The sequence below is a fragment of the Halorubrum kocurii JCM 14978 genome (assembly GCF_000337355.1).
GTDB lineage: Archaea > Halobacteriota > Halobacteria > Halobacteriales > Haloferacaceae > Halorubrum > Halorubrum kocurii.
The window spans coordinates 1-24,688 of sequence record NZ_AOJH01000025.1; the positions used below are offsets into that span (position 1 = coordinate 1).

The window sequence follows — 24,688 nt, forward strand, 5'->3', positions numbered from 1 at the left end:
CCCGCGTAGCCATTGTTGTCTGGATCGGGGCACAGCGATCACTTAATCACTCCCCCGCGGTTCTCAGCGATGAGAACAGAGGGAGATCGGAGCGCCCGCCGCCCGGTCCCTCACACCCAGTGGCCGAGGAGGTGGACGGCGCCGACGAGGACGGTTCCGCCGAACGCCTCTCGCGTGCCGAACGGAAGCGGGAGCATCCCGACGCTGTCGGACTCGCCGTCGTCGGGCGCGTTATCCGACTCTGACTCCTCGTCGCCGCTGTCAGCCGACTCGGTCGCGTTGTCGTCGCCGCCGTCGTCCGACTCGGTCGCGTTGTCGTCGCCGCCGTCGTCTGACTCGGTCGCGTTGTCGTCGCCGCCGTCGCCGCTGTCGTCATCGGACGCGTTCTCTTCGGCGTCGGACGCGTCGTCGTCGATCGTCGTCGTCGCCGGGTCCGCCTCGACCACGAGCGTCCCGGTGTGGGTGTCGTCGTCGAGCCGAAGCGTGAACGGGTAGGTTCCCGGGTCGAGGTCGGGAGTCTCCGAGCCGAACTCATACGTCCGCGACTCCCCCGGTTCGAGCCGAACACCCCACGATCCCGCCTCGCTGCCGTTGTCGACCGTGAGGGTGAGGTCCCCTTCGCCGGTCAGTCCGCCTGCGTTACGCGCGGTGGCTCGGATCGCGGAGAGGTTCTCTCCCTCGGTGACCGTGACGTTGTCGGGGGCGTCTTCGATCACCAGCTCGTCCGGGTTGTCGGCGTCGTCGACGACGACGACCGTCCGGCTGTCGCGGAGCGTGGAGCCCTCGTGCAGCTCGTAGTTCAGCCGCGTCCCGGGGGAGACGTCGTCGAGATCGGCGTCGACGGTGAAGTTCCCGTCGGAGATCTCGAGCGGCGACTCCGTCCGGAAGGGAGCCTCACCGTCGTCGTTGACGAGCGTCGCCGTCATCTCCCACACCGGCAGCAGCGACGTTGTTCCCGTGATTCGGCCGTCGTCGGCCTCGACGAGGATCTCGCCGTCGTCGGTGACGTGATCATACCGGAGGTACCGCTCCCGGACGGAGAACGACGCCTCGGCGCGGATCGTGCTATCGGGCGCCTCCCAGTAGGGGAACTGCGCCGAGAGGTCGTCGTCGGTCGCCGACGACGCCTCGAAGGCGGCCGGCGGCTCACCGTCCGCGAACGAGTAGCGCTCGCCCTCCGTCCCCTCCAGCGCGAACTCCACGGCGAACTCGTCGCCCGGCTCGGGGTCTTCGGTGAAGGCGCCGCCGTCGCTGGTGTCGATGACGAGGTAGAACCGTCCCGGTGCCTCGGGCGTCTCCAGCTCCGCCGCGTCCGCCACGAAGAGCTTGACGTCGTCCGAGTCGGCGCGCGAGAGATCGAGCGCAGCGGCCGGCTCGTTTCTGCCGGGGTTCGTCTGTCGGACCCGAAGCGACACCCCCTCTTCGGCGTCCAGGAGGTCGGTCAACACGTCGTGATCGATCTCTTGGCCCGGTTCGAGCTCCTCCTCGTCCCCGGCGAAGTGCGACAGGGCCCCCCAGATGCCGGTCGACTCGAACCCGAGGACGATTCGGTTGCCCTTCGTCACCTCGGGCCGGTCGAGCCCGTTGCTCCGGATGTCTTCGATTGACTCGGAGTCGGGTTCCTCGTCGAGGGCGCTCGGATCGACGCTGGTGAACACCTCGACGTCGTCGCGGAACTTCGGCTTCTCCAACACGAGGTCCGCCTGGTCCGCGGTCTCGGTCGGCGTCACCGTCCCAGAGTCCTCCACGACGAACGTCCCGTTGGTGATCGCAAGCCGGTACCGCTGTGGGACGAGGGGCCGAGCGAGCCCCTCTGCACCCGTTGCGCCGGAGAACGCGCTGAGGTTGTCGAGGCCGTCGGCGACGACGTCCCCGTCCTCGTCGCGGAACTCCAAGTCACACGAGACGTCGTCGCGGGCGCAACTCTGGACGTTGGTCTGGTTCGTCCCGATCGTCCGCGTGTTGATCGTGGTCTCGCTCGATCCCGAGATCTTGAGCACGTCCACGAAGCCGACGGACTCCCCGGTGTCGCTGAGCCGGTTGCCGCCGACGAGCAGGTACACGCCCCCGTCCGAGTTGTCCGCGGTGTACCTGATCCGGACCGGGTCGCCGGCGACGCCGGTGTAGGTCGACCGAGAAAATCCGCCGCTGATCTCCGGGCGGTCCGTCGGGGCGACCGGACCGCCGGCCTCGACCGCGGCGGGTGCCGTCGCTCCGGCCTCGACTGTGGCGGGCGCCGTCGCTCCGGCGTCGACGGACAGCGCGGACGCGCCTGACGAGAGCCCCGCGGCGGCCGGAGCGGTCGCGACGACGCCGGCGAGCGCGACGAGGACGACGAGGCCGATCACGCTCGTCTGGAGCGCCGATGGGCCGATCCCGACGGGTCGGGACCGACCGTCCGCGTCGGTGTCGACCGCTCCGTCGCCGTCGGTCGCCGCCGAGTCCCCTGCGGGCCGCTCGGTCGCGTCTATCGGGCGCGTGTCGGTCGCGTGGTCGTGGTCCATCGTCATGAGGGCGTGGTCAACGAGTGCGGGCCGGGCGACGGCCCGAGGTTGGGTAGCGACGACTCCGCGGGTCACCGACTAAAGCGTACTCACCCGATTATCAGGGCGTGTAACGAGAGGCGGTCGACGGAGCGGAAAACGCCGGAATCGCCCGACGTGAGCGGCGTCCTCGGTCCGAAGAATTAAGCCCGGGCGGCGCCCGATCCACGCCAAGATGCCATCGTGTCCCCGCTGTGACGCACCACTTGACGACGACGCGCGGTACTGCGCGCAGTGCGGCGCCCCGCAGACGGAGGACGCGGCCGAGGAGTTAGACGAGTACGTTCAGCGGCAGGCGGAGCAGGTCACGGGGGGGAGCGGCGGTGGCGGATCAGACGGCGGCTCGGGAGGCGACGACGCGTTCCCGTCCATGGAGGAGCTCTCCGACCGGGAGCAGCTCTGGCGGCGGGGCTCGTACGTCCTCGGCTACGGGACGGTCGTCGTCGCGCTCACGCGGGTTCCCGCCCCAGAGTCGTGGCCGCTGATCCTCGCCGGGATCGCGATCCTGCCGCCGATCCGACGGCTCACCGCGGAGCCGCTCGGGAGCCCGCTGAAACGAGAGGTGATGGCGGGAATATACGCGGTGTTCACGCTGATCGGGATCGCGCTGTTCGTTGTTTTATAAAGAGCAATCAGCACGGGCGGCGTCTCCGGCGGAGATCACTCGATCCGGAACCCGCCCGCGTCCTCGGCGGCGCGCACCAGGTCGCCGATGCTGTCGCTCGCCGTGAGTCCCTGGCTCGCGGCGAAGCGCTTGATCGCCACCGGCGGCACGTCCACGGTCGTCTCAGAGGCGACGAGCAGGAGCCCGAGCGCCTCGGGCGTCGGCGAGCTCGGCCCCGCGTTGGACGCGAACCACGTCACGAGCGAGTCGAACGTCGCCGTCACGTCGTTCGACACCATCCGCTGGCGGGTGGTGTCGCCGTCGACGTGGAGCGTCGCGTCGATGCCGTAGGTGAACCCGTCGTCGTCGAAGGAGCTCGCCAGCCACCGGCTCACCGACTGCCGGTCGACTTCGGAGGTGTCGCCCGCGCCGCCGGCGTGGGTCGCGGGAGCGCCTCCCGGTTGACCGGCTGCACCGGTCTGCGGCCGGCCGGTGCCGCCCTGGGGGTGACCGCCCGCGTTGCGGGGCGCGCCGGTCCCGGCTCCGCCCGCTGCGCCTCCCGGCCCGCCACCGGGATCCGGCGGCTGTCGCTCCGCCGGGTTCGCCGGATCCGCGGCCGTGAAGCCCGTCTCGTCGGCGGGGGACCGCTCCGGCTGTGACCGTCGGACGTTGGGCCGGCCGTTCGTCCCGACGACGTACCGGCTCTCCCCGATCTCGACGACGCTCTCGTCGTCGGTGAAGTCGAGCTCGTCGGGGTCGGCCGGCGGTGCCTCGTGGTCACTCATGGCGTACCCGTGGTGACGCGAGAAAATAGGTGTTCCGGGCGGACCGATTCCGCCGGGACAGTGGTTAGGGGCCTATTCGAGGCTCGTTAGAGCCGGACCGCTTCGCCGTCCTCGGTGAAGAGGTCGGGGGCGTTCAGTTCGACCGAAGTCGTCGCCGACGACGGCGAGACGATCTCGAGCGACGAGGTCTGACCCTCACCGAACGCCTCCTCGGTGCTGTTGTTGTGTGCGTAGGTGTAGCCGCTGCCGTAGACGTTACCCTCCGTGATACTCCCGAACGGCTGCGTACCGGGGTTCACGACGATCGTGTAGTCCGTGTCGTCGTCGAGTACGGCATCGCCGCCGTCGACGAACTCACCGTTCGAGTCCTGAACGCCGAACTCGCTCGCGTTGAGCTGGCTCGCGTTCGCGATGGTGTCCCCACCACTAGCGTTCGTGTCTGTGAAGACGAGGTTCGCCTGTCCGTTCGGTCCGACCGCTTGAAGAGTCGATTCCGACAGGTCAATCTGGTCGGCCCCGGCAGCGCCGGAGACGCTGATCTTGATCGACTCCAACTCACCCGTGCTGTTGTTGCCGACGATGCCGACCTCGCTCGTCACGTCGATCCGTTCCGACACGAGGTCGGTGCTCTCTTGACCGGTCGCCTCAGCTTGGGACTGAAGGAAGCCGGCCGTGTTGATCAGGACGCCGGCGGCGATCGCCGCAACCAGGACCATCGCGATGAACACGATGAGCGTCCCGATACCAACCTGACCGCGGTCCTCACTGTTGTTGATGAATTCGAACATTGTTACAGCCTCACAGACGTCTGTTCATCGGTCAGCGTCGTCGGGACGCGAAGTTCGGCCGACGTGGTCGCTCCTGACGCCGTCGTGAAGGTGACCGACAAGCGGTCGCCGCCCTCAAGCGGCTCGTAAATGTCGCTGGTCAGGTCGATCCCGATATCGGCACGGTCGCTGGCGTCGGTCAGCACGACATCACCCTCTTCTCCGGTGTAAATGTCGATACTGGCGTTCTCATCGCTGAGCTGGAACGTCTCCTGTCCGCTCGTTCCGATGAGTTCGACGCTCGTCTCGTTGAGATCGATGTTGCCAGCACCGGGTGACTGCGCCACGGTGATGTTCAGATGATCTACGTTACGAGGGCTGTCACCCGTCACGTTGCCGGACTGGCTCACCACCTGCAGCCGGTCGCTCACCTGACTCGTACTCTCTTCGCCCGTTGCTTCCGCCTGCGTCTGCAGGAAGCCGGCCGTGTTGATCAGGACGCCGGCGGCGATCGCCGCCACCAGCACCATCGCGATGAACACGATGAGGGTCCCGATCCCCACTTGACCGCGCTCTTCCTCGTCCAGTAGTGTTTCGAACATTGTGTGTTGCGTTGGCCCCCGGCCTGCCCGGCGGGCGTTATCGCTAGGGAGTGGAATTTCCCTATTAAAGACTCCGTGCCGATTATTTAAACTGATAAGGCGCTGCCGTATTGCGGTTTTTAGATTCTATCCGTTCCTATAATTTCTGAAAATATCAACGACATCGCGATCAGATTATCGACACTGGATCTCTGAGCGTCCCGCGCGATCGACTGGATCGGGTGCGAACGGGAGCGGGATCGCGACGCTATCGAGCGCGATCGTCCGGACAACTCCCGCTTCAAAACTCGACAGCGGTCGTGCGAGCCGTGCGGCTCCGCGCCGCCTCAGCGGTCTTGGATCCGCGTCAGCTCCGACTCGGGGATCACGAACTCCTGCGTGCCGGGCTCGTACACCGCGAGGCTGCCGGCGACCAGCGCCATCGACGCCGCCAGCAGGCCCGTGTTGACGAGCAGCAGCGCCTGCGGGTTCGCGAAGGCGGTCCGGAAGGCGGCGACGGGCGTCGCCACGGCGGCGACGACGACGAGCCCGAACCCGACCGCGAGGTACGCCATCGCCGTCCGCCCAGACGACCGGTACGCGGAGACCGCGAACGCGAGCAGCGTCGCGCTCGCGCCGGCCAGCACGGTGGTCGTCACGAGATACAACCCCTCGATGAGTTCCATACGCCTTCTGACCGGAGTCGATTTATAAACCTACGGTGGCGACTATCACCGGCGATAACACCCGTGAACCGCTCCGAACGGGCGAGAACCCGCTACGGCGGTCGTGGCGCCGCCGAACCGGATTCTCGACCCGAGCCGATCACCGGTACCCTTTTAAACTCCAAAAATCAACGACGATAACGTGAATGGTGGGGGACGATCTGATCACGGTGCTCGGCAACAAGTACAACACGGACATCCTGACCGCGACGGGCGACGCGATGTCCGCGCAGGACCTGAGCGACGAGCTCGACGTCCCGATCGCGACGTGTTACCGCCGGATCAACGAACTGGAGGAGGCCGATCTCCTCGAGCTTCACGACCGTCCGCTCTCGGACGAACACCGCCGCGTGAAGGTGTACCGCCGGAAAGTGGACGGCGTCGAGGTCGACTTCCGTGACGGACTCACTGTGGAGGTTGAGGAGCGCTCCGCCGTGAAAAACCGGCTCGACGACGTGTGGCGCGACCTCTCGTCGGGACAGTAACCGTTTCCGCGTTCCTCCCCGCGACACCGCGTCGTCCCCGCCCGCGCCGCCTGTTTGCTCTCCGCCGAAGTCAGAACGAGGGCTCGTCGGACCGCCCCATCATCGAGAACCCGCCGGCCCGTTCGTGGACGGTGATGCCGCCCTCGCCGATCTCCATCGGGAAAATGTCGGTGTCGATGTCCTGTTTCCGCATCTTCGCCACCCACACGTAGCGGTTGACGCCGGAGTCGGTCGGCGTCTGGATGAAGTAGATGTTCCCGTCGGTGAGGAAGTTCTCCAGCCCGACCTCGGTGTCGGGGAACACCGCGCCCTGCTCGTTGATGAGCAGCGAGGTCAGCCCGTTCGCCTTGAGGATGTCCGAGAACTTCAGCAGGTACGTCCGCTTCTCCTGTTCGGCGTCGAAGAAGAGCTGGAACATCGACAGCGAGTCGAGTACGAGCCGGTCGAAGTCGCCGTCCTCGATCGTGTCGAGGAGCTTGTCGACCGCTGTCGAGAAGTCGGTCTCGCGCAGCATCTCGCGTTTGTCGAGGATGACGATGTCGCCGCTGTCGACGAGGTCACCGAACCCTTCCAGCCCGATCGACTCGGCGGCGCCGCGGATGTCCGCCTCGTCCTCCTCGAAGGAGACGTACACCCCGCGCTCGTCCTGTTCGGTGACGCCGTGGTAGAGGTACTGGATCCCGAAGATGCTCTTGCCGGTACCGGGGTTCCCGGAGACGAGGACCGTCGATCGCTCCGTGATTCCGCCGGAGAGGATCGAGTCGAGCCCCTCGACCCCGGTGGAGACGAGTTCTGACATTCGTCCCGTTATTGGCGGCCGGAGTATATAAAAGACGATCCGACGGACCGACCGCACGGACGCCGACAGGTTTATTCCTCGACACACCGCCCGTTTCTGTATGCCCGGTGAAGCGTCCTCCGTCGAACACGGCGGTGATCGACGGTGAGCGACCCATCGGTCCTCGTCGTCGAGGACGAGCCCGACATCGCCGCGCTGTACGCCGGCTTCCTCGAAGAGCGATACGACGTGGACCTCGCCGAGACCGCCGCCGAGGCGATCGACCGCGTCGACGGCGCGATCGACGTGGTGTTGCTCGACCGCCGGCTCCCGGACGGGAGCGGCGACGACGTGCTCGACCACATCCGCGAGGCGGGCTACGACTGTCGCGTCGCGATGGTCACCGCCGTCGAACCCGACTTCGACATCATCGATATGGGGTTCGACCTGTACCTCACCAAGCCCGTCAGCCGTTCGAAGCTGCTGGCGGCGATCGACACCCTGCTGACCCGCAGCGAGTACGACGAACTGATCCAGGAGGCCGCGGCGCTGGCGAGCAAGCGCGCGGTGCTCAACGCCCAGAAGCCGGCCGCTCAGCGCGACGGAAACGAGGCGTACGCCGAACTGGTCGCGCGGCTCGAAGACCTCGACACCGACATCGACGAGCTCGGCGAGTCGCTGTCGTCCGACGACTACCGCGCGATGTTCCGCGACCTCGGCGAGGCCTGACGCGACCGGACCGCGCGCTCGTTGTTCTCGCCCGGTTCGCTACGAGAGCTGTTCGCCGACCAGCCGGTCCGCCTCCGCGAGGAACGCGTCGCGCTCGCCGATCGGGATCGTCGCGCCCGCGGCCACGTCGTGGCCTCCCCCGTCGCCGCCGACGGCCTGGCTCGCCTCGCGCATCACTCGCGAGAGGTCGAGCCCCCGTCGGACGAGGGTGTGTGACCCCCGCGAGGAAACCTTTAGCTCCTCGGCGTTCTCCTCGGCGAAGGCGATCACGGGTTTCGAGCGGTCGAGGGCGGGCGAGCCGATCGCCATCCCGGCGACGATGCCGACGATCGTCTCGCGGATCCGCGACCCGGCGTCGAACCACTGGAGGTGATCCTCATCGGTGACGCCCTCGGTTTTCACCCACTGAAGCCCCTCGGAGAGGTTTTTCCGGTGGTTTCGCAGGAGCCGCCGCGCCTCGTCGAGCGCGTCGCCGCGGTCGCCGAGACACACGGCGAGCCCCACGTCAGCCCGCTCGTACCGGGCGGTGGCGTTGAGCAGCGTGGAGAACTCGCTCACGTCCCGTAGCTCCGTGCCGGGCTCCTCGTCGACGAGGGTGTAGGAGGTCCCGACGAGCGCCTCGATCCGGTCGGCGGGGACGCCGGAGGCGACGGCGCGGCGCATCAGCGCGGACGCGAGCACCTGCCGCTCCTCCCCGTCGAGGTCGACCCAGCGCCGCCACTCCCCGTCGCGTTTCACGTCGATATCGAGGTCGGCGAGGAAGGAGATCGCGCCCGCCTCGTCGTTCGAGATTCCCGGGATCTTCACGTCGGAGGCGTACTCCAGCAGCTTCGGGAGCGGTCTGGTCTGCCTGCCGTACAGGTCCAGATCCGTCTGAGCCTCGATGACGCCGGCGTCGACGCCGTCGGCGACGATCGCCTCGTTGGCGCCGACGAGCCCGCCGTCGGAGTCCTGCATGTCACCGACCGCGCCGACCACCGCCAGCGCGGCGAGGTCGCGGTTGTCCCCGTCCGGCCTCTCAAGCGCGCGGGCGAGCACGTAGCTCGCTCCCGCGCCCGACAGCTCGCTCGCGCCGTTTATCCCCTCCAACAGCGGGTTGAGGTGGAACTCCGTCTCGCGGTCGGCCGGCTGGTGGTGGTCGGCGATCACGGGGACGAAGTCGCCGCGGTCCTCGTGGTCTGCGATCACGTCGAGCTGCCCGGAGCCGAAGTCGGTGAACAACACGACGTCGAACTCGCGGGCGGCGATCCCCGCGATCGACGCGGCGTCGAGCTGCTTCTCGAAGACGACCTCGTGGTCGATCCCGGCCCGCGCGAGCGCGGTCGACGCGATCGCGCCGCTCGTGAGCCCGTCGGCGTCGATGTGGGACGCGAGCAGCACGCGGTCCGCGCAGCGGAGCCGGTCGGCGCAGGCGCTCGCGCGCCCGGTGAGGTCCGGGACGGGTGGATCGGCGACTGCCATTACCGACCGTTGGCTCGCGACCGGGGATAAACTCACGCTTCGGGCGGCCGGCGAGAGACGACCGCAACTGCGCCGATCGCGCCGCTTCGACACAGGCGGAGGCATCACTTGCCGTAACTGGCGGTTATAGATGTATTGAGATATATGCACTACACACATGACACGTGGGTTCAACACCCGGAGTCTCCACGCCGGCGCCGAGGCCGATCCGGCGACCGGGTCGCGCGCGACCCCGATCCACCAGACGACCTCGTTCGTCTTCGACGACGCGGACGCGGCGGCGGAGCTGTACGCGCTCCGGGCGGAGGGCCACATCTACTCTCGGCTCTCCAACCCGACCGTGGGCGTCCTCGAGGACCGGCTCGCCGACCTGTCGGGCGGCTCCGACGCGGTCGCGACCGGCTCGGGGATGGCCGCCTTCGACGCGATCGCGACCGTGCTCGCCAGCGCGGGCGACAACGTCGTCGCCAGCTCCGAGATGTACGGCGGCACGGCCGCGTACCTCACCAGCATCGCGAACCGCCGCGGGGTCGAGGCGCGGCTCGTCGACGCGCTCGACGCCGAGGCGTACGCGGACGCGATCGACGACGACACCGCGTTCGTCCACGTCGAGACGGTCGCGAACCCCTCGCTCGTCACGCCCGACTTCGAGCGCCTCGCGGAGATCGCCCACGAGCACGCCGTCCCGCTCGTCGTCGACAACACGTTCGCCACTCCCTACCTCTGCCGGCCGTTCGAGCACGGCGCCGACATCGTCTGGGAGTCGACGACCAAGTGGATCACCGGCAACGGCACCACCGTCGGCGGCGTCGTCGTCGACGGCGGGACCTTTCCGTGGGACCACCCCGACGCCGACTACGACGAGCTCGACGGGCAGTCGCCCGCCTACCCGATCGACTTCGTCGAGCAGTTCGGCGACGCGGCCTTCGCCAACGTCGCCCGCCAGCGCGGGGTCCGCCCGACCGGCGGCCAGCAGTCGCCCTTCGACGCGTGGCAGACGATTCAGGGGCTCAACACGCTCCCGCTTCGGATGGAGCGACACTGCGAGAACGCCCGGGCGGTCGCCGAGTTCCTTCGGGACGACGACCGAGTCGACTGGGTGGCGTATCCCGGCTTCGAGGACCATCGGAGCCACGAGAACGCCGCCGAGTACCTCGACGGCTACGGCGGGATGGTCACGTTCGGCGTCGACGGGGGGTACGAGGCCGCCAAGACGTTCTGCGAGGCCGTCGATCTGACGAGCTTCCTCGCGAACATCGGCGACGCGAAGACGCTCGTCATCCACCCGGCGTCGACCACGCACGCGCAGATGGACGAGACCCAACAGCGGCTCGCCGGCGTCTACCCTGAGATGCTCCGGCTCTCCGTCGGGATCGAGGACCCCGACGACGTGATCGCCGACCTCGGCGACGGGCTGGCGGCGGGCGAACGCGCCGCGAGGGAGCAGGGTGCAGACGACCCGGCGGCCGAGCGACCCGCGGACGACCCGGGGGTGTGACTCGTGAGCACCGTCCCGACCGACCACGGCGTCGCCTCGCTCGGCGAGTTCGCCTTCGAGTGCGGCCAGTCGGTCCCCGACCTGGAGGTCGCCTACGAGACGCACGGCGAGTTCGACGGCGACAACGTCGTGCTGGTGTGTCACGCGCTCACCGGGAGCCAGAACGTCGCCCGGTCGCCGGCGCCCGAACGCGACGAGGGGACCCGCGGAGCCGGCCAGGCCGGGCAAGCCCGTGCGTGGTGGGACGACATCGTCGGCCCGGGGAAGGCGATCGACACCACGGAGTACTACGTCGTCTGCGCGAACGTCCCCGGCTCCTGTTACGGCACCACGGGCCCGGCGAGCGAGCGGCCCGCCGACCTCGACCTCCCCGAGGCGCCCGACCACGACCGGTGGGGGACCGCGTTCCCGCCGGTGCAGGTCGAGGACTGGGCGCGCGCGCAGCGTCGCCTGCTGGACCACCTCGGCGTGGGGCGGCTCCGAGCCGTCGTCGGCGGGAGCGTCGGCGGGATGAACGCGCTGGAGTGGGCGAAGCGCTACCCGGACGACGTCGACCGCGTGGTCGCCATCGCGACCGCCGGGCGCCTCGACGCGCAGTGTCTCGCGCTCGACGCGGTCGCCCGCCGGGCGATCCGCGCGGACCCGAACTGGAACGGCGGCGACTACTACGGTGAGGGCCGCCCCTCGCCCGACGAGGGGCTCGCGCTGGCCCGCCAGATCGGCCACATCATGTACCTCTCGAAGGCGTCGATGGAGCGGAAGTTCGGCCGCCGATCGGCGGGCCGCGACNGACTCGCTGACCCGCGAGGAGGGGGACCTCGGGCTCCCCCCGGAGCCGACGGCGGCGTTCTTCCCGTACCGCGAGGTGGAGTCGTATCTCGACTACCAGGCCGAGGGGTTCAGCGAGCGGTTCGACGCCAACAGCTACCTCTACCTCACGCGCGCCATGGACGAGTACGACCTCGCGGCGGGCCACGGCACCGACGCCGACGCGCTCGGCGCCTTCGACGGCGAAGCGCTCCTGTTGAGCTTCACTGCCGACTGGCACTTCACCGTCGAGCAGTCGTCGTCGCTCGCCGACGCCTTCCGCGCCGGCGACGCCCCGGTCGCGCACCACGTGATCGACTCCGATCACGGCCACGACGCGTTCCTCGTCGAGCCCGAACACGTCGGGCCGCCGCTCCGCGACTTCCTCGCCGACGGGACCGCCGGTCGCGCGGTCTCCGACGGCGGCGGGGCCGACGACTCCGCGCGCCCGGAGTCGGACCACGCGCCGGTGCACGCGAGCCTTTTTAAAGGATAACAGCGGTGCGGTGGCGCGCGCCGCCGAGTGGCCGCCGTCGGCGGCCGCGAGGAGCACGGGCGAGGGAGTCGCGAACGAAGTAAGCGACTGAAGCGCGCAGCGAGGTGCGCGACTCCTCGCGGCTGCGGCTTTGACGGTGTGCACCGCCGGTCCACAATCAGTTATTTATAAGTAACCGGCCGAGCCCTCGGACCGGACCACCGGTAATCCGGCCTCGGTAACGGCGCACGAGCGCCCGACGCGGTCCCCCGACCGAACGCTCACGATCAACCATGATAACGTTCATAGTTCTCGACCCCGTGGTGTGTGAGGTATGCCCGGTGGACACTCCCAGACACTTCGACCCTTCCTGTGGCGCGCCGAACGACTGTACCCGGACACCGAGGTCGTCTCTCGGACCCACGAGGGGCGCACCCGGCACACGTACGCCGAGTACGCCGAGCGGACGGCCCAACTCGCGAACGCGCTCGACGAGTACGGGATCGAGCGCGGTGACCGCGTCGCGACGTTCTGCTGGAACCACACCCGCCACTTCGAGACGTACTTCGGCGTCCCGAACACCGGTGCACAGCTCCACACGATCAACCCGCTCCTGCCAGACGAGCACATCCGGTACATCGTCGACGACGCCGACGACGAGATCATCTTCGTCGACCCGTCGCTGGCCGAGAAGATCGCGGGCGCCGCCGACGGGGCGGAGGAGTTCGAGGACGTCGACTTCGTCGCCATGGGTTCGGAGGGGATCGACGCGCTCGACGCACCCGCCTACGAGGAGTTCATCGGAGACTACTCGACCGAGTACGACTGGCCCGACCTCGACGGCGACCAACCGGCCGGGCTCTGTTACACCTCGGGCACCACGGGGAAGCCGAAGGGCGTCGAGTACACCCAGTCGATGCTGTGGAGCCACACGATGGCCTCCCAGACGCCGCAGGGGATCCCGATGGAAGACTCCGACGTGGTCATGCCCGTCGTCCCCATGTTCCACGTCAACGCGTGGGGGATGCCGTTCACCGCGACCGCGGCCGGCGCGAAACACGTCTACCCGGGACCGTCGCCGGACCCGGCAGACCTCGCGGCGCTGATCGAGGAGGAGGGCGTAACGATCTCCGCGGGCGTCCCGACGGTGTGGCTCGGTCTGCGCGAGTATATCGAGGGGGGCAACGAGGTGGACCTCTCGACGCTCGACACCGTGATCATCGGCGGCGCGGCCGCCCCGCAGGCGTTGATCGAGTGGTACGACGAGCGCGACGTGGAGGTGCTGCACGCGTGGGGGATGACCGAGCTGTCGCCGATCGGAACCGTCTCGCACCTCAAGAGCGACCTGCGCGACGCGGACTACGACACGCAGGTGAACAAGCGCTCGAAGCAGGGGCTCGTCGCCCCCGGCCTCGAGTTCGAGGTGATCGACGAGGACGGCGAGGAGGTGCCGTGGAACGGCGAGGACTTCGGCGAGCTCCGGATCCGCGGCCCGTGGGTCACGAAGGAGTACTTCAAGCGTCCGGAGGCCAGCGAGCAGGAGTTCGTCGACGGCTGGCTGAAGACCGGCGACGTGGTCACCGTCGACGAGGACGGCTACATGCAGCTCGTCGACCGGACGAAGGACGTCATCAAGTCCGGCGGCGAGTGGATCTCCAGCGTCGAGCTGGAGAACGCGATCATGGCCTACGACGGCGTCAGCGAGGCGGCCGTAGTGGGCGTGCCCCACGAGCGCTGGCAGGAGCGCCCCGTGGCGTTCGTCGTCGTGGCCGACGGGGTCGACCGCGACGAGCTCGTCGAGCGGATCGAGGCGGGCCTCCGCGAGGAGTACCCCAAGTGGTGGGTGCCGGACGCGGTAGAGTTCATCGACGAGGTGCCCAAGACCGCCACCGGAAAGTTCTCGAAGAAGGACCTCCGCGAGCAGTACGGCGAGCAGTCGCTCGTCGACGGCGCGGTGCCGGAAGACGACGCGCCCGAACAGGAGTAACGCTCCGCCGGGCGTAACCGCCCGTCCCGAACCGATTTCTCAGTCGTCGCGGTCGCCGACGACCCACTTGTGCGAGTAGCTCTCGCCGCAGGTGCAGTGGGCGTACGCGTGGACCACGTCGCCCTCGGCGTAGAGTCCGCCGACCTCCTCGTTCTGCGCCTCCGCGAACGCGAAGACGAAGTTGACGCCGTGATCGTCCTCGGGGTCTCCGCCCGCGTCGTCCGCGAACGGGCACTCCCCGTCGTCGAGCGACCGGGCGATCACCCCTTCGGCGCCCATCGCCGTCTTCGCGAACTCCATCGCGCCCATCCCGGTGCCGGCCTCGAACGCGGACCGGCCTGTCTCGCCGTCGAGGATCAGCCGCACGCCGTCGGCCGTCTCCGTGCCGACGCTGCGGAGCCTGGAGTCGTCGTCGAGGTACGCGTCGCTCAGGTAGAAGACCACGTCGTCGAGCCGCTCGCCCGCGAGGAACTCGTCGAGGTTGCTCATGCCGGTCCGAGGCGCGTGAGCGGTAAAAGGAGTGCGTGTCGCGGTCGGACGACCGGCGGCGCGTCTCGTCGGCGACACCGATGACTAATCGTGTGGAATCGGGGTAACTGTTAATACGCATCACTGAGATCCGTCCCCTGATGAGCGCGCAAACACCATCCGGAGACCGGCTCGTCGAGTGGGCGGAGCTGGTCGACGAGGACGTGCCGGAAGAGCTCCGAGAGGAGCGTTCCACCGAACGATAACTTTCACTCCGCTTCGCGAAGGCTTTAGGCCGGAGGCGGCGAAGCACCGCCGATGGCGACCGAGGCCGCCGGCATCGACAGACCCCTGCTCGTCGACGATTTCCTCCAGCGGCGCCGCTACCAGCTCCAGCTGGCGGACGCCGCCGCCGACGAACACACCCTCGTCTGTCTCCCGACCGGCCTCGGCAAGACGACGGTCAGCCTGCTCGTCACGGCCGAGCGCCTCCACGAGGCGGGCGGGAAGGCCCTCTTTTTAGCTCCCACCAAACCCCTCGTCCAGCAGCACGCCGACTTCTACCGCGAGGCGCTGTCGATTCCGGACGACGAGATCGTCGTGTTCACCGGCGAGGTCAAGCCGGACGACCGCGCCGCGCTGTGGGACGACGCCCGGATCGTGATCGCGACCCCGCAGGTCGTCGAGAACGACCTGGTCGGCAACCGGATATCGCTTCGCGACGTGACGCACTGCACCTTCGACGAGTGCCACCGCGCCACCGGCGACTACGCGTACGTCTACATCGCGGAGCGCTACCACGCCGACGCGGCCGATCCCCTCGTCACCGGGATGTCGGCCTCGCCCGGCGGCGACACCGAGGAGATCGAGACGGTCTGTGAGAACCTGGGGCTCGTGAACGTCGAGGTGATGACCGAGGAGGACGCCGACGTCGACGAGTACACGCACGACACCGACGTGCAGTGGGAACAGGTCACGCTCCCGGACGAGGTCCTCGCGATCCGCGACGCCCTCAACGAGGTGATCACCGACCGGCTGGAGAAGCTGAAGCAGTTGGGGGTGACGAACACCACGAACCCGGACCTCTCGCAGAAGGACCTCAACAAGATGCGCGGGCAGCTGAAACAGATGATGGACAACGACCAGTCGGAGGGATACAAGGGGATGAGCACCCACGCCGAGGTGATGAAGCTCCGGCGCGCCACCGAGCTGGTCGAGACGCAGTCCGTCGAGTCGGTCCGGCGCTACTTCGAGCGCCAGCGCGAGGCCGCCCGGTCGTCGGGCGCCTCGAAGGCGAGCCAGCGGATGGTCGCGGACCCGAAGGTTCGCGAGGCGATGCGGAAGGCGGAGTCGTTCGACGGGCTCCACCCGAAGTTCTCGAAGGCCCGGATCCTCCTCGCGGAGACGCTCGGGATCAACGGGGGCGAGCGCGCGATTCTGTTCACCGAGTCCCGGGACACCGCGGAGGCGCTCGTGGAGTTCCTCTCCGCCAGCTTCGACGTGCGGAAGTTCGTCGGGCAGGGCGACAAGGAGGGCTCCGACGGGATGAGCCAGAAACAGCAACAGGAAACACTCGACGAGTTCAAGGCCGGCGAGTTCGAGGTGCTCGTCTCCACGAGCGTCGCCGAGGAGGGCCTCGACGTCCCCGAGGTCGACCTCGTCTGCTTCTACGAGCCGGTCCCGACCGCGATCCGCTCGATCCAGCGCAAGGGCCGGACCGGCCGGCAGGCCGAGGGGAAGGTGGTCGTCCTGATGGCCGAGGACACCCGCGACGAGGCGTTCTTCTGGATCTCTCGCCGTCGCGAGAAGAAGATGGCCAGCCAGCTCTCGGAGCTGAAGGAGGCCACCGACGACATTGAGGAGACCGTCGGCGAGGACGGGCAGGCCGGGCTCGACGCGTTCGCCAGTGGGTCCGGTGACGAGGGCGGAGCGCAGACGTCGGTGTCGACGACCGGACCGACCGCGGCCGAGGACCCGGACGCCGGGTCGCCCGACGCGGACGCCGGCGACGATGCCGGCGACGCCGGCCTCACCGACTTTGCCGCGGAAGCGCGAGAGGGTGACGCTGAAGAGCCCGACGAGGCTGCGGCGAGCGAGGGCGACGACGGCGTCGTCGCCACCGCCGGCGTCGACGAGGGCGTCGAGGTCGTCGTCGACCAGCGCGAGCTCGACTCCGCCATCGCGAAGGACCTCTCGACGCGCGACGGGCTCGTCACCCGGTTGGAGACGCTCGCGGTCGGCGACTACGTGCTCTCCGACCGGGTCGCCGTCGAGCGCAAGTCCGCGGCCGACTTCGTGGACTCGATGCTCGATTCCGACCGGTCGATGTTCGAGCAGGTCGGCGAGCTCTCCCGAGCGTACGCCCGCCCCGTGATGGTCGTCGAGGGGACGAACCTCTACGGCCAGCGCGACATCGACCCCAACGCGATCCGCGGCGCGCTCGCGTCGCTCGCGGTCGACTTCGACGTGAGCGTCCTCCGCACCGAGGACGAGGGCGACACCACCGAGCTGCTCGCGACCATCGCCAAACGGGAGCAGGAGACCCGCGACCGCGAGGTGAGCGTCCACGGCGAGAAGACGACGAAGACCCGCGCGGAACAGCAGGAGTACGTCGTCTCGTCCATCGCCGACATCGGCCCGGTCACGGCGCGCACCCTCCTCGAGCACTTCGGCACCGTCGAGGCCGTGATGACCGCGCCCGAGGACGACCTACTGGAGGTCGACGGCGTCGGCCCGGTGACCGCCGAGCGCATCCGCGAGGTCGTCGGCAGCGAGTACGAGTAGCTTTGATCGACGGTACGAACGGAAACAGCGGCGAAAGGATATTGTATACGAGGTAGTATACGAGCAGACATGAGCAAGAGCATCCGTGTCGACGAGGAGACACACGCCGCGCTCGCGTCGCTGAAAGGCGACGACGAGACGTTCAACGATCTGCTGACGCGGTTGCTTCGCGAGCGCCGCGAGGATATCCGGTCCGGGGCCGGTCTGTGGGAGGGAAGCGACGCGCCAGAGCACGCCCGAGAGAAACGCCGGGAGATGAAACGCGGGGTCGACTCGCCGTGACCCTATACGACAGTAGCGTCCTCATCGATTACCTCGCGGGACGGTCCCCCGCCGTCGAATATGTCGAGTCTCACGCCGACGAGCGCGCGGTCGCACCGCCGCTCGTGCTGTTCGAAGTGTACCAAGGAGAGGTGTTCAAGACGGGATCGACGGACCTCGGCGCGGTCGACGAGGCGCTGGACTGGATAGATGTGATCGACACCTCGGCGGCGGTCGCTCGCGAAGCGGCAGTGCTTCAGGATGCGCTCCGTGAACAGGGAGACCCTCTCGCGGCCCGCGACGCTTTCATCGCGGGGGCCGCCGTCGCACAGGACGAACGGCTGGCCGTGTCGGACACCGACTTCGACGTCGACGGGATTCGTGACGCTCTCGAGGTCAATTTCGTCTGAGGAGGTTCAGTCGAACCCGCTCACCAGCGTCACCACCCACTGCCCGAGGTCGTACTCCGACCTGACTTCCACCCGCGTCACCCACTTCACCCACTGGAACCCGCGGCGGTCGGGTGCGACCAGCCGCGCGGGCGCGCCGTGCCCGTGGCTCAGTCGCTCGCCGCCGACGTGCGTGGCGAGCAGGGCGTCCTCGGCCTCCGCCAGCGGGAGGCTCCAGCGGTAGCCGGTGACGGAGGTGAACCGGACGTAGGCGGGCTCGCGGTCGGTCGCCTCCTCGTCGCCGGCGGCCGCCTCCGGCCCGCCGGCCGCCTCCAGCAGGTCGCCGACCCGGACCCCGCTCCACTCCTGTACCGTGTACCAGCCGCTGGTGCAGTCGAGCAGCGCCTCCGTCTCATGGCCGGCGGCGAGGTCCGCGGCGGTCAGTTCGACGGGGTCGCTCACGAGGCCGTCGACCGACAGGCGGTAGTCGCCGCGGTCGATCGGGTCGGGGTCGTCCGCGACCCACGAGGTGATCGGGAAGGAACCGTTGCCGTCCCCCTCACGGGGCTGTGAGCCGGTGAACCGCCGGTCGGCACCGGCCGTGTCGAGCGCGTCGTTGATCCCCTGTTGGAGCCGGTAGGTCGCGCCGCCGGCCGCCAGCAGCGCGAAGTAGCGGACGGCGGTCCGCCGGCGCTCGAAGTCGACCCGCCTCGGGAGCCGGAACCGGGTCGTCGCGTGCGCGGCGACGAGCGGGACCAAGGCGAGCCCGAACCCGACGTGGACGGAGAGGAGAGTCCAGTAGGAGACTCGCACGTCGAGCCCGAACACCCACGCGACCCCGGTCGAGAGCGCGCCAAGCGCGGCGACGAGGGTCAGGACCGACAGCGCGGTCGACCGCCGCCACAGGCTCGGGTCCGTGAGCCGGCGTCGGACCCGCGCGAGCTTCCACGCGAGCAGCGCGACGACGCCGACGCCGAGCGCGCGGTGGAGCCAGAACACCGGCCACCCCTCGGGGACGCCGACGGTGAACGAGACGAGCCCGGTGGCGGCCTCGGCGAGGACGAACGCGAACAGCGACCAGTCGACGGCGCGCGGCGGCGGCTCCAGCCGGTCAACGGCCCCGCGGAGTCGGGCTCTCGCTCCCATCTCGATCGTGGTACGTGCTAGCGAGACAAAAGCGTCGTCACCGTTCGATCGCCCCGCCTACAGCTCGTACACTTCCCCGTCGACCGCGAGCGGCTCCGCGAACGCCTCGTCGGGCGGGTAGTAGTGCGCGAGGTGGACGAGCCGGGTGCGGTCCGCGTCCAGCTCGTCGGCGAGCGCGAGCGCACCCTCCCGAGTCATATGCTTCGTGCCGAACGTGCGCGGCACGCCGTCGGCGTCCTCGTGGCGCCCGCCGATCGGGTGGTGTTCGCAGAGCGACGCGGGGACGATGGCGTCGGCGAGCAGGAGGTCGGCGTCGGAGAGCGCCTCCCGGGACCGCTCCGGAACGTCGTAGCTCGTGTCGCCCGTGAGCGAGAGCTTTGCCCCCGTCTCCGGGTCCTCGATCACGACGCCGTAACACAGGAGCGGCGGGTGGTCGACGGGGACGAACCGGACCTCGAGCCCGCACGTCTCGAACGGTTCGAACGGCGCGCGCGAATGGACGCCGATCCGGTCTTCGAGGTAGTCGTACTTCGCGCGGATCGTCTCCGCGACGCTCTCGTCGGTCGCGGGGTCGGTCTCCGACGGGGCGTGGACCGGCAGCCCGTCGACCAGTCGATAGACGTTGCCGAGGCCGTCGAGGTGGTCGAAGTGGATGTGCGTCACGATGCCGGCGTCGGGCAGCGGGACGTCGTTGTCGAGGAACTGGCTCCGGAAGTCGGGGCTGAAGTCGACGAGCAGCGACTCACCCGCGCGCTCGTTCGCGACGTGGACGGAGAACCGCGAGCGCGACACGCCCCGCTCGCGGGCCGCGGCGCAGGTGTCGCAGTCGCAGCCGACGGTCGGCGTTCCGGTCGTGTCACCGGTTCCGAGGAGCGTGACCCGCATCTCGGATCGCCGTCGGCGGTCCACGGACTTAGCGTCCGTGGTCGGCCGGTCGAGTCGCGGCGCTCCCCGACCGCGCCCCCGCTCTCCGCGCCCCGATTTATAAGCCCGTCAGGAACGACGCTCCTGTATGCACGACGCTCGCGACTTCGTCCTCGCGCGGCTCCCCTCGGGGGTCCCTGTCCGCACGACCGTCCACGCCTACGGCGAGGGGCGCCTCGTCGACGGCCCGGACGGCCCCGAACTCGACGCGCCGGCGGACAGCGGGCTCGTCGTCTACGCACAGGCGGCGCAACACGGCCGAGAAGTGAACGGAACGGCGGTCCTCCGCCGGCTCCACGAGCGGCTGACGGGTGGGGGCGACGACGCGGTCGACGCGGCGCTCGCGGGGACCCTCGTGACGGTTCCCGTCGCCGACCCGCTCACGTTCGACCGGGTCTCGTACACCACGCCGGAGTCGCTCGACGCGGTCCACTCGAACATGAACCGGTGTTGGCCGGGCGACGCCGACGGGACGCTCCACGAGCGCATGGCGGCTCGCCTCTGGTCGTTCGCAAGCGCGGCGGACGCGGTCGTCGACCTCCACACCGGGTCGCCCGCGATGCTCACCCACGCGGTGTACATGCGCGACGACCCGGCCTGCCGAGCGCTCGCGGAGGCGTTCGGCACCGACCTCCTGCTCGCGGAGGCGGCGGGAGACGAGGCGGACGCGGAGTGGGCGGAGCGGGGCTTCGCGGGCAAGCTCCGCGTCGCCGCCACGCGCGAGGGGGTCCCGACGGTCACTCCCGAACTCGCGCACAGCCGGGCGGTCGTCCCCGAGGCGGTCGACGCCGGCGTCAGGGGGATGCTCGGCGTCCTCCGGCACGAGGGGCTCCTCCCCGGCGAGCCGGCGCCGTGGGACGGCACGGTCGCGCGGAACCACCTCGGGCGGGTCGAGGCGGCGGACTCCGGGCTGTTCACTCCCGACCGCGGGCTCTCGATCGGCGACGAGGTCGCGGCCGGCGATCGGCTCGGCGTCCTTCACGATCCCGCGACGTTCGAGCCTCTCCAGACCGCCGCGGCCGACCGCGCCGGGATCGTCTACTCGATCGCCCGCGAGGCGACAGTGACGGCGGGCGCGACGCTCGCGGGGATAGCCGAGCGGCTGGACGAGTGATCCGACGCGGCCGCCAGCGGCCGCCGTCGACTCAGGGCAGTCGCACCCGGATCGTCCCGCTGGCGTCGACGGTGACGAACAGCCGGTCGCGTACCTCGCGTCCGCGGACCGCCTCGCCCGCCCGGTCGCCGATCGCCTTCATCAGGTCGGGCGCGGTCTGGTTCACCTTCACGCCCGCCTCGTCGCAGGCGTCGTACACGCGCTTCGGCGCGTCGTACAGGTCCGTCCCCGACTCGATCTCGACGCGGACCGGGGCGGCGAGCGCCTCCGCGAACGCGACCGTCTCGCGGGCGCTCGCCACGTTGTCGCGGGCGCTGGCCTCCACGCTGGAGACGTTTGCTCGCGACGTGCCCAGCCGGTCCGCGATGTCGGACTGCCGGAGTCCCCGCTCGCGGAGAGCCAGCACCTCGGCCTGCCGGCGGGTGAGCACGCTCTCGTCCGCGTCGAACCCCGCGCGCTCCAACAGCGCCGCGGCGTCGACGTCGTCGGGATTGGGCTCCGGATCGGAATCGGTGGCCCCGTCGTCTGCGACCATACGTGCCGTCAGGGGACGGCCGCTCAAAAAACGGCGGTTTCGAGGGGGGAACGAAACGGGAAGGGACGAAACGAGAGCGGAGTCGGCGGCGGATCGGTAGCGTCCGGACTGTCCGTGGGGTGGGGCCGCCCCCGAGACGCTCTACTTGCCCCAGAAGTTCTCGCGGCTGCCGAGCCGCTCGCGGTCGGGGCGGTCGCGGCGCCGGTTGCCCCCTTCGTCTTCCTCGTCGGCGGCGTCGCCGTCGGCGTCTTCGAGGCCGTCGCCGTCCTCCTCTTCCTCCGGGTCGTCTGGGAGGCGTTCGACGACGTCCCGAGCGGTCGCGTGGCTCGATTTCACGCGGTGGATCCGGACCTCGGCGCGCGCCGGCGGGAGGAGTCCGTCGACGAGGACGATGAAGCCGTCGTCGGTGCGGCCGACGCCCGCGCCGCTCTCGTGGATGTCGTCGACCTCGACGACGACCTCCTCGCCGGGCTGGACCGGTTGCTGTTTCAGCTCGTAAATGGGCATGTCGTAGTGGTTACACCACTCCGCGCCGCCCTTGTTGCCGTAGTGTTGACACCCCATCCCCTCGATTCGTTCGTCGAAACTGGGGCAGTCGTCGGCGAGTGGACAGTCCGCCATACCGTAGGGGAGACCGGCCGCCGTTGTAAACGTTTTCGACTGGCCGGCCGAAAACCCGGAGTATCGGCTCCTCATCCGGGTGAACCGTGGCTGAATCGGTCAGGCGGTCGGCTTTCGACGCCGACTTATAAGAACTCGCGGACCTCGGAGTACCACATGTCGTGGTGGTCGACCGCGCCCACCGCGTCGGCCACGTCGACCGCGATCGCGTGCCAGCACCGCTCGGAGGGGTCCTCGGCGTCGAGGTTGTACGTCGCGTCCGCGCAGGTGCACTCGCCGTCCTCCACGACGTACTCGTCGTCGTGGCCGACGACGACGGTGAAATCGCGGTAGCGCTTCACGCGCCCCTCGCCGACCGCCTCGATGGCGCGCTTCCCGCGGTCGCCGTGCTCGTCGACGACGCCCGCGGCGATCGGTCCGGTCAGCTCCCCGGCCTCCGCGATCGCCGCGCGCCAGTCGTCGACCGGCTCCATGCCGCTCCCTTTTCGGGCGTCCGATTAAACACCGTCGGTCAGGCCGGGGGACCGCCTCCGACGCGCGGTTTCAAGCCGCTCGCGCGCTCCCGTCCGCTGTGGCTGAGTCGATCGCCCCCTACTCTAACACGATCAGCACGTCGCCCATGTCGACGCTGTCGCCCTCGCCGACGTGGACGCTCGTGACCGTCCCGCCGCGCTCGGCGACCACGTCGTTCTCCATCTTCATCGCTTCGAGCACGCAGACAACGTCGCCGGCGGACACCTCGTCGCCCTCGTCGACGCCGACCGAGAGGATCGTCCCCTGCATCTCCGCCGCGATCGCCTCGCCGCCCTCGGCGACGTCGACCCCGCCGTCGTCCGCATCGTCGGACTTCGCCTGCGGCGGGCGCTGCTGGCCGGCGCTGCCGCCGGCGCCGCCTTCCGGCACCGGGATCGCGGGCGCGCCGCGCTCCTCCAGTTCGACCTCGAACCGCTTCCCGTTCACCTCGACGGTGAACTCGCGTTCGGACACCTCCTCGTCGTCGTCGCCCGCCGACGCCGACTCGGTGCCCCACTTCTCCTGCGCCTCAGCGACCAGCCCGTCGTCGAGCTCCTCGTCGAGGTACTTCGTGGTGTGGGTGCCGTCGACGAACCGCTCGTCGTCGAGCATCAGCCGGTGGAACGGGACGATGGTGACGACGCCGTCGAGCTCGTACTCCGCGAGCGCGCGCCTCGACCGCGCGAGACACTCCTCGCGGTCCGAACCCCACACGATCAGCTTCGCGATCATCGAGTCGTAGTCAGTCACCAGCTCGTCGCCCTGCCGGAGCGCGTCGTCGACGCGCACGCCGATCCCGCCCGGCGGGTCGTACGTGTCGAGCCGGCCTTCGTTGGCGGGCTGGAACTCCTTCGCGGCGTTCTCGGCGTTGATCCGGAACTCGATCGCGTGGCCATCCAGCTCCACGTCGTCCTGCGAGACGGAGAGCCCCTCGCCGCTGGCGACCCGGAGCTGCTCTTTCACGATGTCGATGCCGGTCAGCTCCTCGGTGACGGTGTGTTCGACCTGGATCCGCGTGTTGACCTCGAGGAAGTAGAAGGGCGTGTCCGGCCCGAGCGGCTCCGACGGGTCGCGGTCCACGTCCTCCTCGACGAGGAACTCGACGGTGCCCGCGTTGGTGTAGTCGGCGGCGGCGACGCCGCGGCGGGCCGCCTCGCCGATCTTCTCGCGCAGCTCGTCGGAGAGCGCGGGGGAGGGCCCCTCCTCGATCACCTTCTGGTGGCGGCGCTGAAGCGAGCAGTCGCGCTCGCCGAGGTGGACGACCTCCGTCTCCCCGTCGTCGCCGTCGCCCGCGTCCGCGACGATCTGTACCTCGACGTGGCGGGGGGTCTGGAGGTAGCGCTCGAGGTAGACGGAGTCGTTCGAGAAGTACGCCTCGCCCTCGCGCTTGGCGGACTCGAGCGCCTCCTCGGCCTCGGCGGCGCTCTCGACGACCTTCATCCCGCGGCCGCCGCCGCCGCCCTCGGCCTTGATCGCGACGGGGTAGCCGTGTTCGTCGCCGAACTCGGTCACCGCCTCGACCTCGGTGACGGGCTCCGTCGTTCCGGGGACGATGGGTACGTCGGCGTCGTCCATCACGCGGCGCGCGTGCGTCTTCTCTCCGAGCCGCTCCATCGCGTCGCTTGCGGGGCCGACCCACGTGATCCCGTCTGCGGCCTCGACGCGGGCAGCGAAGTCGGCGTTCTCGGCGAGGAAGCCGTAGCCGGGG

Annotated in this window: 23 protein-coding genes and 1 pseudogene; 10 read left to right on the forward strand and 14 right to left on the reverse strand. The window is 69.3% G+C overall.

Annotation, left to right across the window (positions count from 1 at the left end):
* Positions 1-110 precede the first annotated feature (110 nt).
* On the reverse strand, positions 111-2,510 hold the full coding sequence (locus C468_RS02765) for a BGTF surface domain-containing protein (RefSeq protein ID WP_008847352.1): 2,400 nt from the start codon (positions 2,508-2,510) through the stop codon (positions 111-113).
* 208 nt (positions 2,511-2,718) lie between these two features.
* Here C468_RS02765 and C468_RS02770 point away from each other — a divergent pair, with 208 nt between their 5' ends.
* Positions 2,719-3,168: a zinc ribbon domain-containing protein gene (locus tag C468_RS02770; RefSeq protein WP_008847353.1), complete on the forward strand. Its 450-nt coding sequence runs from the start codon at positions 2,719-2,721 to the stop codon at positions 3,166-3,168.
* Between the two features lie 35 nt (positions 3,169-3,203).
* Here the strand turns inward: C468_RS02770 and C468_RS02775 are convergent, their stop codons facing one another.
* From C468_RS02775 to C468_RS02790, 4 genes are all read right to left on the reverse strand, one after another.
* Positions 3,204-3,932, reverse strand: a complete 729-nt coding sequence (locus tag C468_RS02775; RefSeq protein ID WP_008847354.1) for a DUF7500 family protein — start codon at positions 3,930-3,932, stop codon at positions 3,204-3,206.
* Positions 3,933-4,018: 86 nt separating this feature from the next.
* Positions 4,019-4,720 (reverse strand): archaellin/type IV pilin N-terminal domain-containing protein, encoded by a 702-nt coding sequence (locus C468_RS02780; RefSeq protein WP_008847355.1) that lies wholly within the window; start codon positions 4,718-4,720, stop codon positions 4,019-4,021.
* 2 nt (positions 4,721-4,722) lie between these two features.
* On the reverse strand, positions 4,723-5,301 hold the full coding sequence (locus C468_RS02785; protein ID WP_008847356.1) for an archaellin/type IV pilin N-terminal domain-containing protein: 579 nt from the start codon (positions 5,299-5,301) through the stop codon (positions 4,723-4,725).
* 326 nt (positions 5,302-5,627) lie between these two features.
* Positions 5,628-5,966, reverse strand: coding sequence for a hypothetical protein (locus C468_RS02790; RefSeq protein WP_008847357.1), 339 nt, complete (start codon positions 5,964-5,966; stop codon positions 5,628-5,630).
* A 185-nt stretch (positions 5,967-6,151) separates the two neighbouring features.
* Here C468_RS02790 and C468_RS02795 point away from each other — a divergent pair, with 185 nt between their 5' ends.
* Complete coding sequence (locus C468_RS02795; protein WP_008847358.1) at positions 6,152-6,490, forward strand: helix-turn-helix domain-containing protein; 339 nt, start codon at positions 6,152-6,154, stop codon at positions 6,488-6,490.
* A gap of 70 nt (positions 6,491-6,560) precedes the next feature.
* On the opposite strand, the gene C468_RS02800 is transcribed toward C468_RS02795, so the two are convergent.
* Positions 6,561-7,289, reverse strand: coding sequence for an RAD55 family ATPase (locus C468_RS02800; protein ID WP_008847359.1), 729 nt, complete (start codon positions 7,287-7,289; stop codon positions 6,561-6,563).
* Between the two features lie 144 nt (positions 7,290-7,433).
* Here C468_RS02800 and C468_RS02805 point away from each other — a divergent pair, with 144 nt between their 5' ends.
* Positions 7,434-7,997, forward strand: a complete 564-nt coding sequence (locus tag C468_RS02805) for a response regulator transcription factor (protein WP_008847360.1) — start codon at positions 7,434-7,436, stop codon at positions 7,995-7,997.
* A gap of 39 nt (positions 7,998-8,036) precedes the next feature.
* Here C468_RS02805 and C468_RS02810 read toward each other — a convergent pair whose 3' ends face one another.
* On the reverse strand, positions 8,037-9,458 hold the full coding sequence (locus C468_RS02810; protein ID WP_008847361.1) for a single-stranded-DNA-specific exonuclease RecJ: 1,422 nt from the start codon (positions 9,456-9,458) through the stop codon (positions 8,037-8,039).
* A gap of 157 nt (positions 9,459-9,615) precedes the next feature.
* Between C468_RS02810 and C468_RS02815 the strand changes: the two genes are divergently transcribed.
* From C468_RS02815 to C468_RS02825, 3 genes and pseudogenes are all read left to right on the forward strand, one after another.
* On the forward strand, positions 9,616-10,956 hold the full coding sequence (locus C468_RS02815; RefSeq protein ID WP_008847362.1) for an O-acetylhomoserine aminocarboxypropyltransferase/cysteine synthase family protein: 1,341 nt from the start codon (positions 9,616-9,618) through the stop codon (positions 10,954-10,956).
* A gap of 3 nt (positions 10,957-10,959) precedes the next feature.
* Positions 10,960-12,259: pseudogene (metX, locus tag C468_RS02820) on the forward strand (homoserine O-acetyltransferase MetX).
* 313 nt (positions 12,260-12,572) lie between these two features.
* On the forward strand, positions 12,573-14,225 hold the full coding sequence (locus tag C468_RS02825) for a long-chain fatty acid--CoA ligase (protein WP_008847363.1): 1,653 nt from the start codon (positions 12,573-12,575) through the stop codon (positions 14,223-14,225).
* A gap of 39 nt (positions 14,226-14,264) precedes the next feature.
* Here C468_RS02825 and C468_RS02830 read toward each other — a convergent pair whose 3' ends face one another.
* The gene (locus C468_RS02830; protein ID WP_008847364.1) at positions 14,265-14,714 is read right to left on the reverse strand and encodes a DUF5807 family protein; all 450 of its coding nucleotides are present in this window, start codon (positions 14,712-14,714) and stop codon (positions 14,265-14,267) included.
* Between the two features lie 297 nt (positions 14,715-15,011).
* Between C468_RS02830 and C468_RS02835 the strand changes: the two genes are divergently transcribed.
* The 3 genes from C468_RS02835 (at position 15,012) to C468_RS02845 (ending at position 18,148) form a co-directional block, all read left to right on the forward strand.
* The gene (locus C468_RS02835; RefSeq protein ID WP_008847366.1) at positions 15,012-17,477 is read left to right on the forward strand and encodes a DEAD/DEAH box helicase; all 2,466 of its coding nucleotides are present in this window, start codon (positions 15,012-15,014) and stop codon (positions 17,475-17,477) included.
* A gap of 69 nt (positions 17,478-17,546) precedes the next feature.
* Positions 17,547-17,759: a DUF7557 family protein gene (locus tag C468_RS02840; protein ID WP_008847367.1), complete on the forward strand. Its 213-nt coding sequence runs from the start codon at positions 17,547-17,549 to the stop codon at positions 17,757-17,759.
* Positions 17,756-18,148 carry a PIN domain-containing protein gene (locus tag C468_RS02845; RefSeq protein ID WP_008847368.1) on the forward strand — a complete coding sequence of 131 codons (393 nt, stop codon included), beginning with the start codon at positions 17,756-17,758 and terminating at the stop codon, positions 18,146-18,148. The genes C468_RS02840 and C468_RS02845 overlap by 4 nt, the downstream gene beginning before the upstream one ends.
* 6 nt (positions 18,149-18,154) lie before the next feature.
* On the opposite strand, the gene C468_RS02850 is transcribed toward C468_RS02845, so the two are convergent.
* Together C468_RS02850 and C468_RS02855 are read right to left on the reverse strand one after the other, a co-directional pair.
* Positions 18,155-19,273, reverse strand: a complete 1,119-nt coding sequence (locus C468_RS02850) for a molybdopterin-dependent oxidoreductase (protein ID WP_008847369.1) — start codon at positions 19,271-19,273, stop codon at positions 18,155-18,157.
* Positions 19,274-19,330: 57 nt separating this feature from the next.
* Positions 19,331-20,158, reverse strand: a complete 828-nt coding sequence (locus tag C468_RS02855) for an MBL fold metallo-hydrolase (RefSeq protein ID WP_008847370.1) — start codon at positions 20,156-20,158, stop codon at positions 19,331-19,333.
* 127 nt (positions 20,159-20,285) lie between these two features.
* Here C468_RS02855 and C468_RS02860 point away from each other — a divergent pair, with 127 nt between their 5' ends.
* Positions 20,286-21,311, forward strand: coding sequence for a succinylglutamate desuccinylase/aspartoacylase family protein (locus tag C468_RS02860; RefSeq protein ID WP_008847371.1), 1,026 nt, complete (start codon positions 20,286-20,288; stop codon positions 21,309-21,311).
* A 31-nt stretch (positions 21,312-21,342) separates the two neighbouring features.
* On the opposite strand, the gene C468_RS02865 is transcribed toward C468_RS02860, so the two are convergent.
* The 4 genes from C468_RS02865 to C468_RS02880 form a co-directional block, all read right to left on the reverse strand.
* The gene (locus C468_RS02865) at positions 21,343-21,846 is read right to left on the reverse strand and encodes a Tfx family DNA-binding protein (protein ID WP_008847372.1); all 504 of its coding nucleotides are present in this window, start codon (positions 21,844-21,846) and stop codon (positions 21,343-21,345) included.
* Between the two features lie 141 nt (positions 21,847-21,987).
* Positions 21,988-22,467, reverse strand: coding sequence for a TRAM domain-containing protein (locus tag C468_RS02870; RefSeq protein ID WP_008847373.1), 480 nt, complete (start codon positions 22,465-22,467; stop codon positions 21,988-21,990).
* 125 nt (positions 22,468-22,592) lie between these two features.
* Entirely contained in the window at positions 22,593-22,940 is a 348-nt protein-coding gene (locus C468_RS02875; RefSeq protein ID WP_008847374.1) for a hypothetical protein, read from the reverse strand.
* A gap of 118 nt (positions 22,941-23,058) precedes the next feature.
* A partial coding sequence (locus tag C468_RS02880; protein ID WP_008847375.1) for an ATP-binding protein occupies positions 23,059-24,688 on the reverse strand: 1,630 nt, incomplete at its 5' end.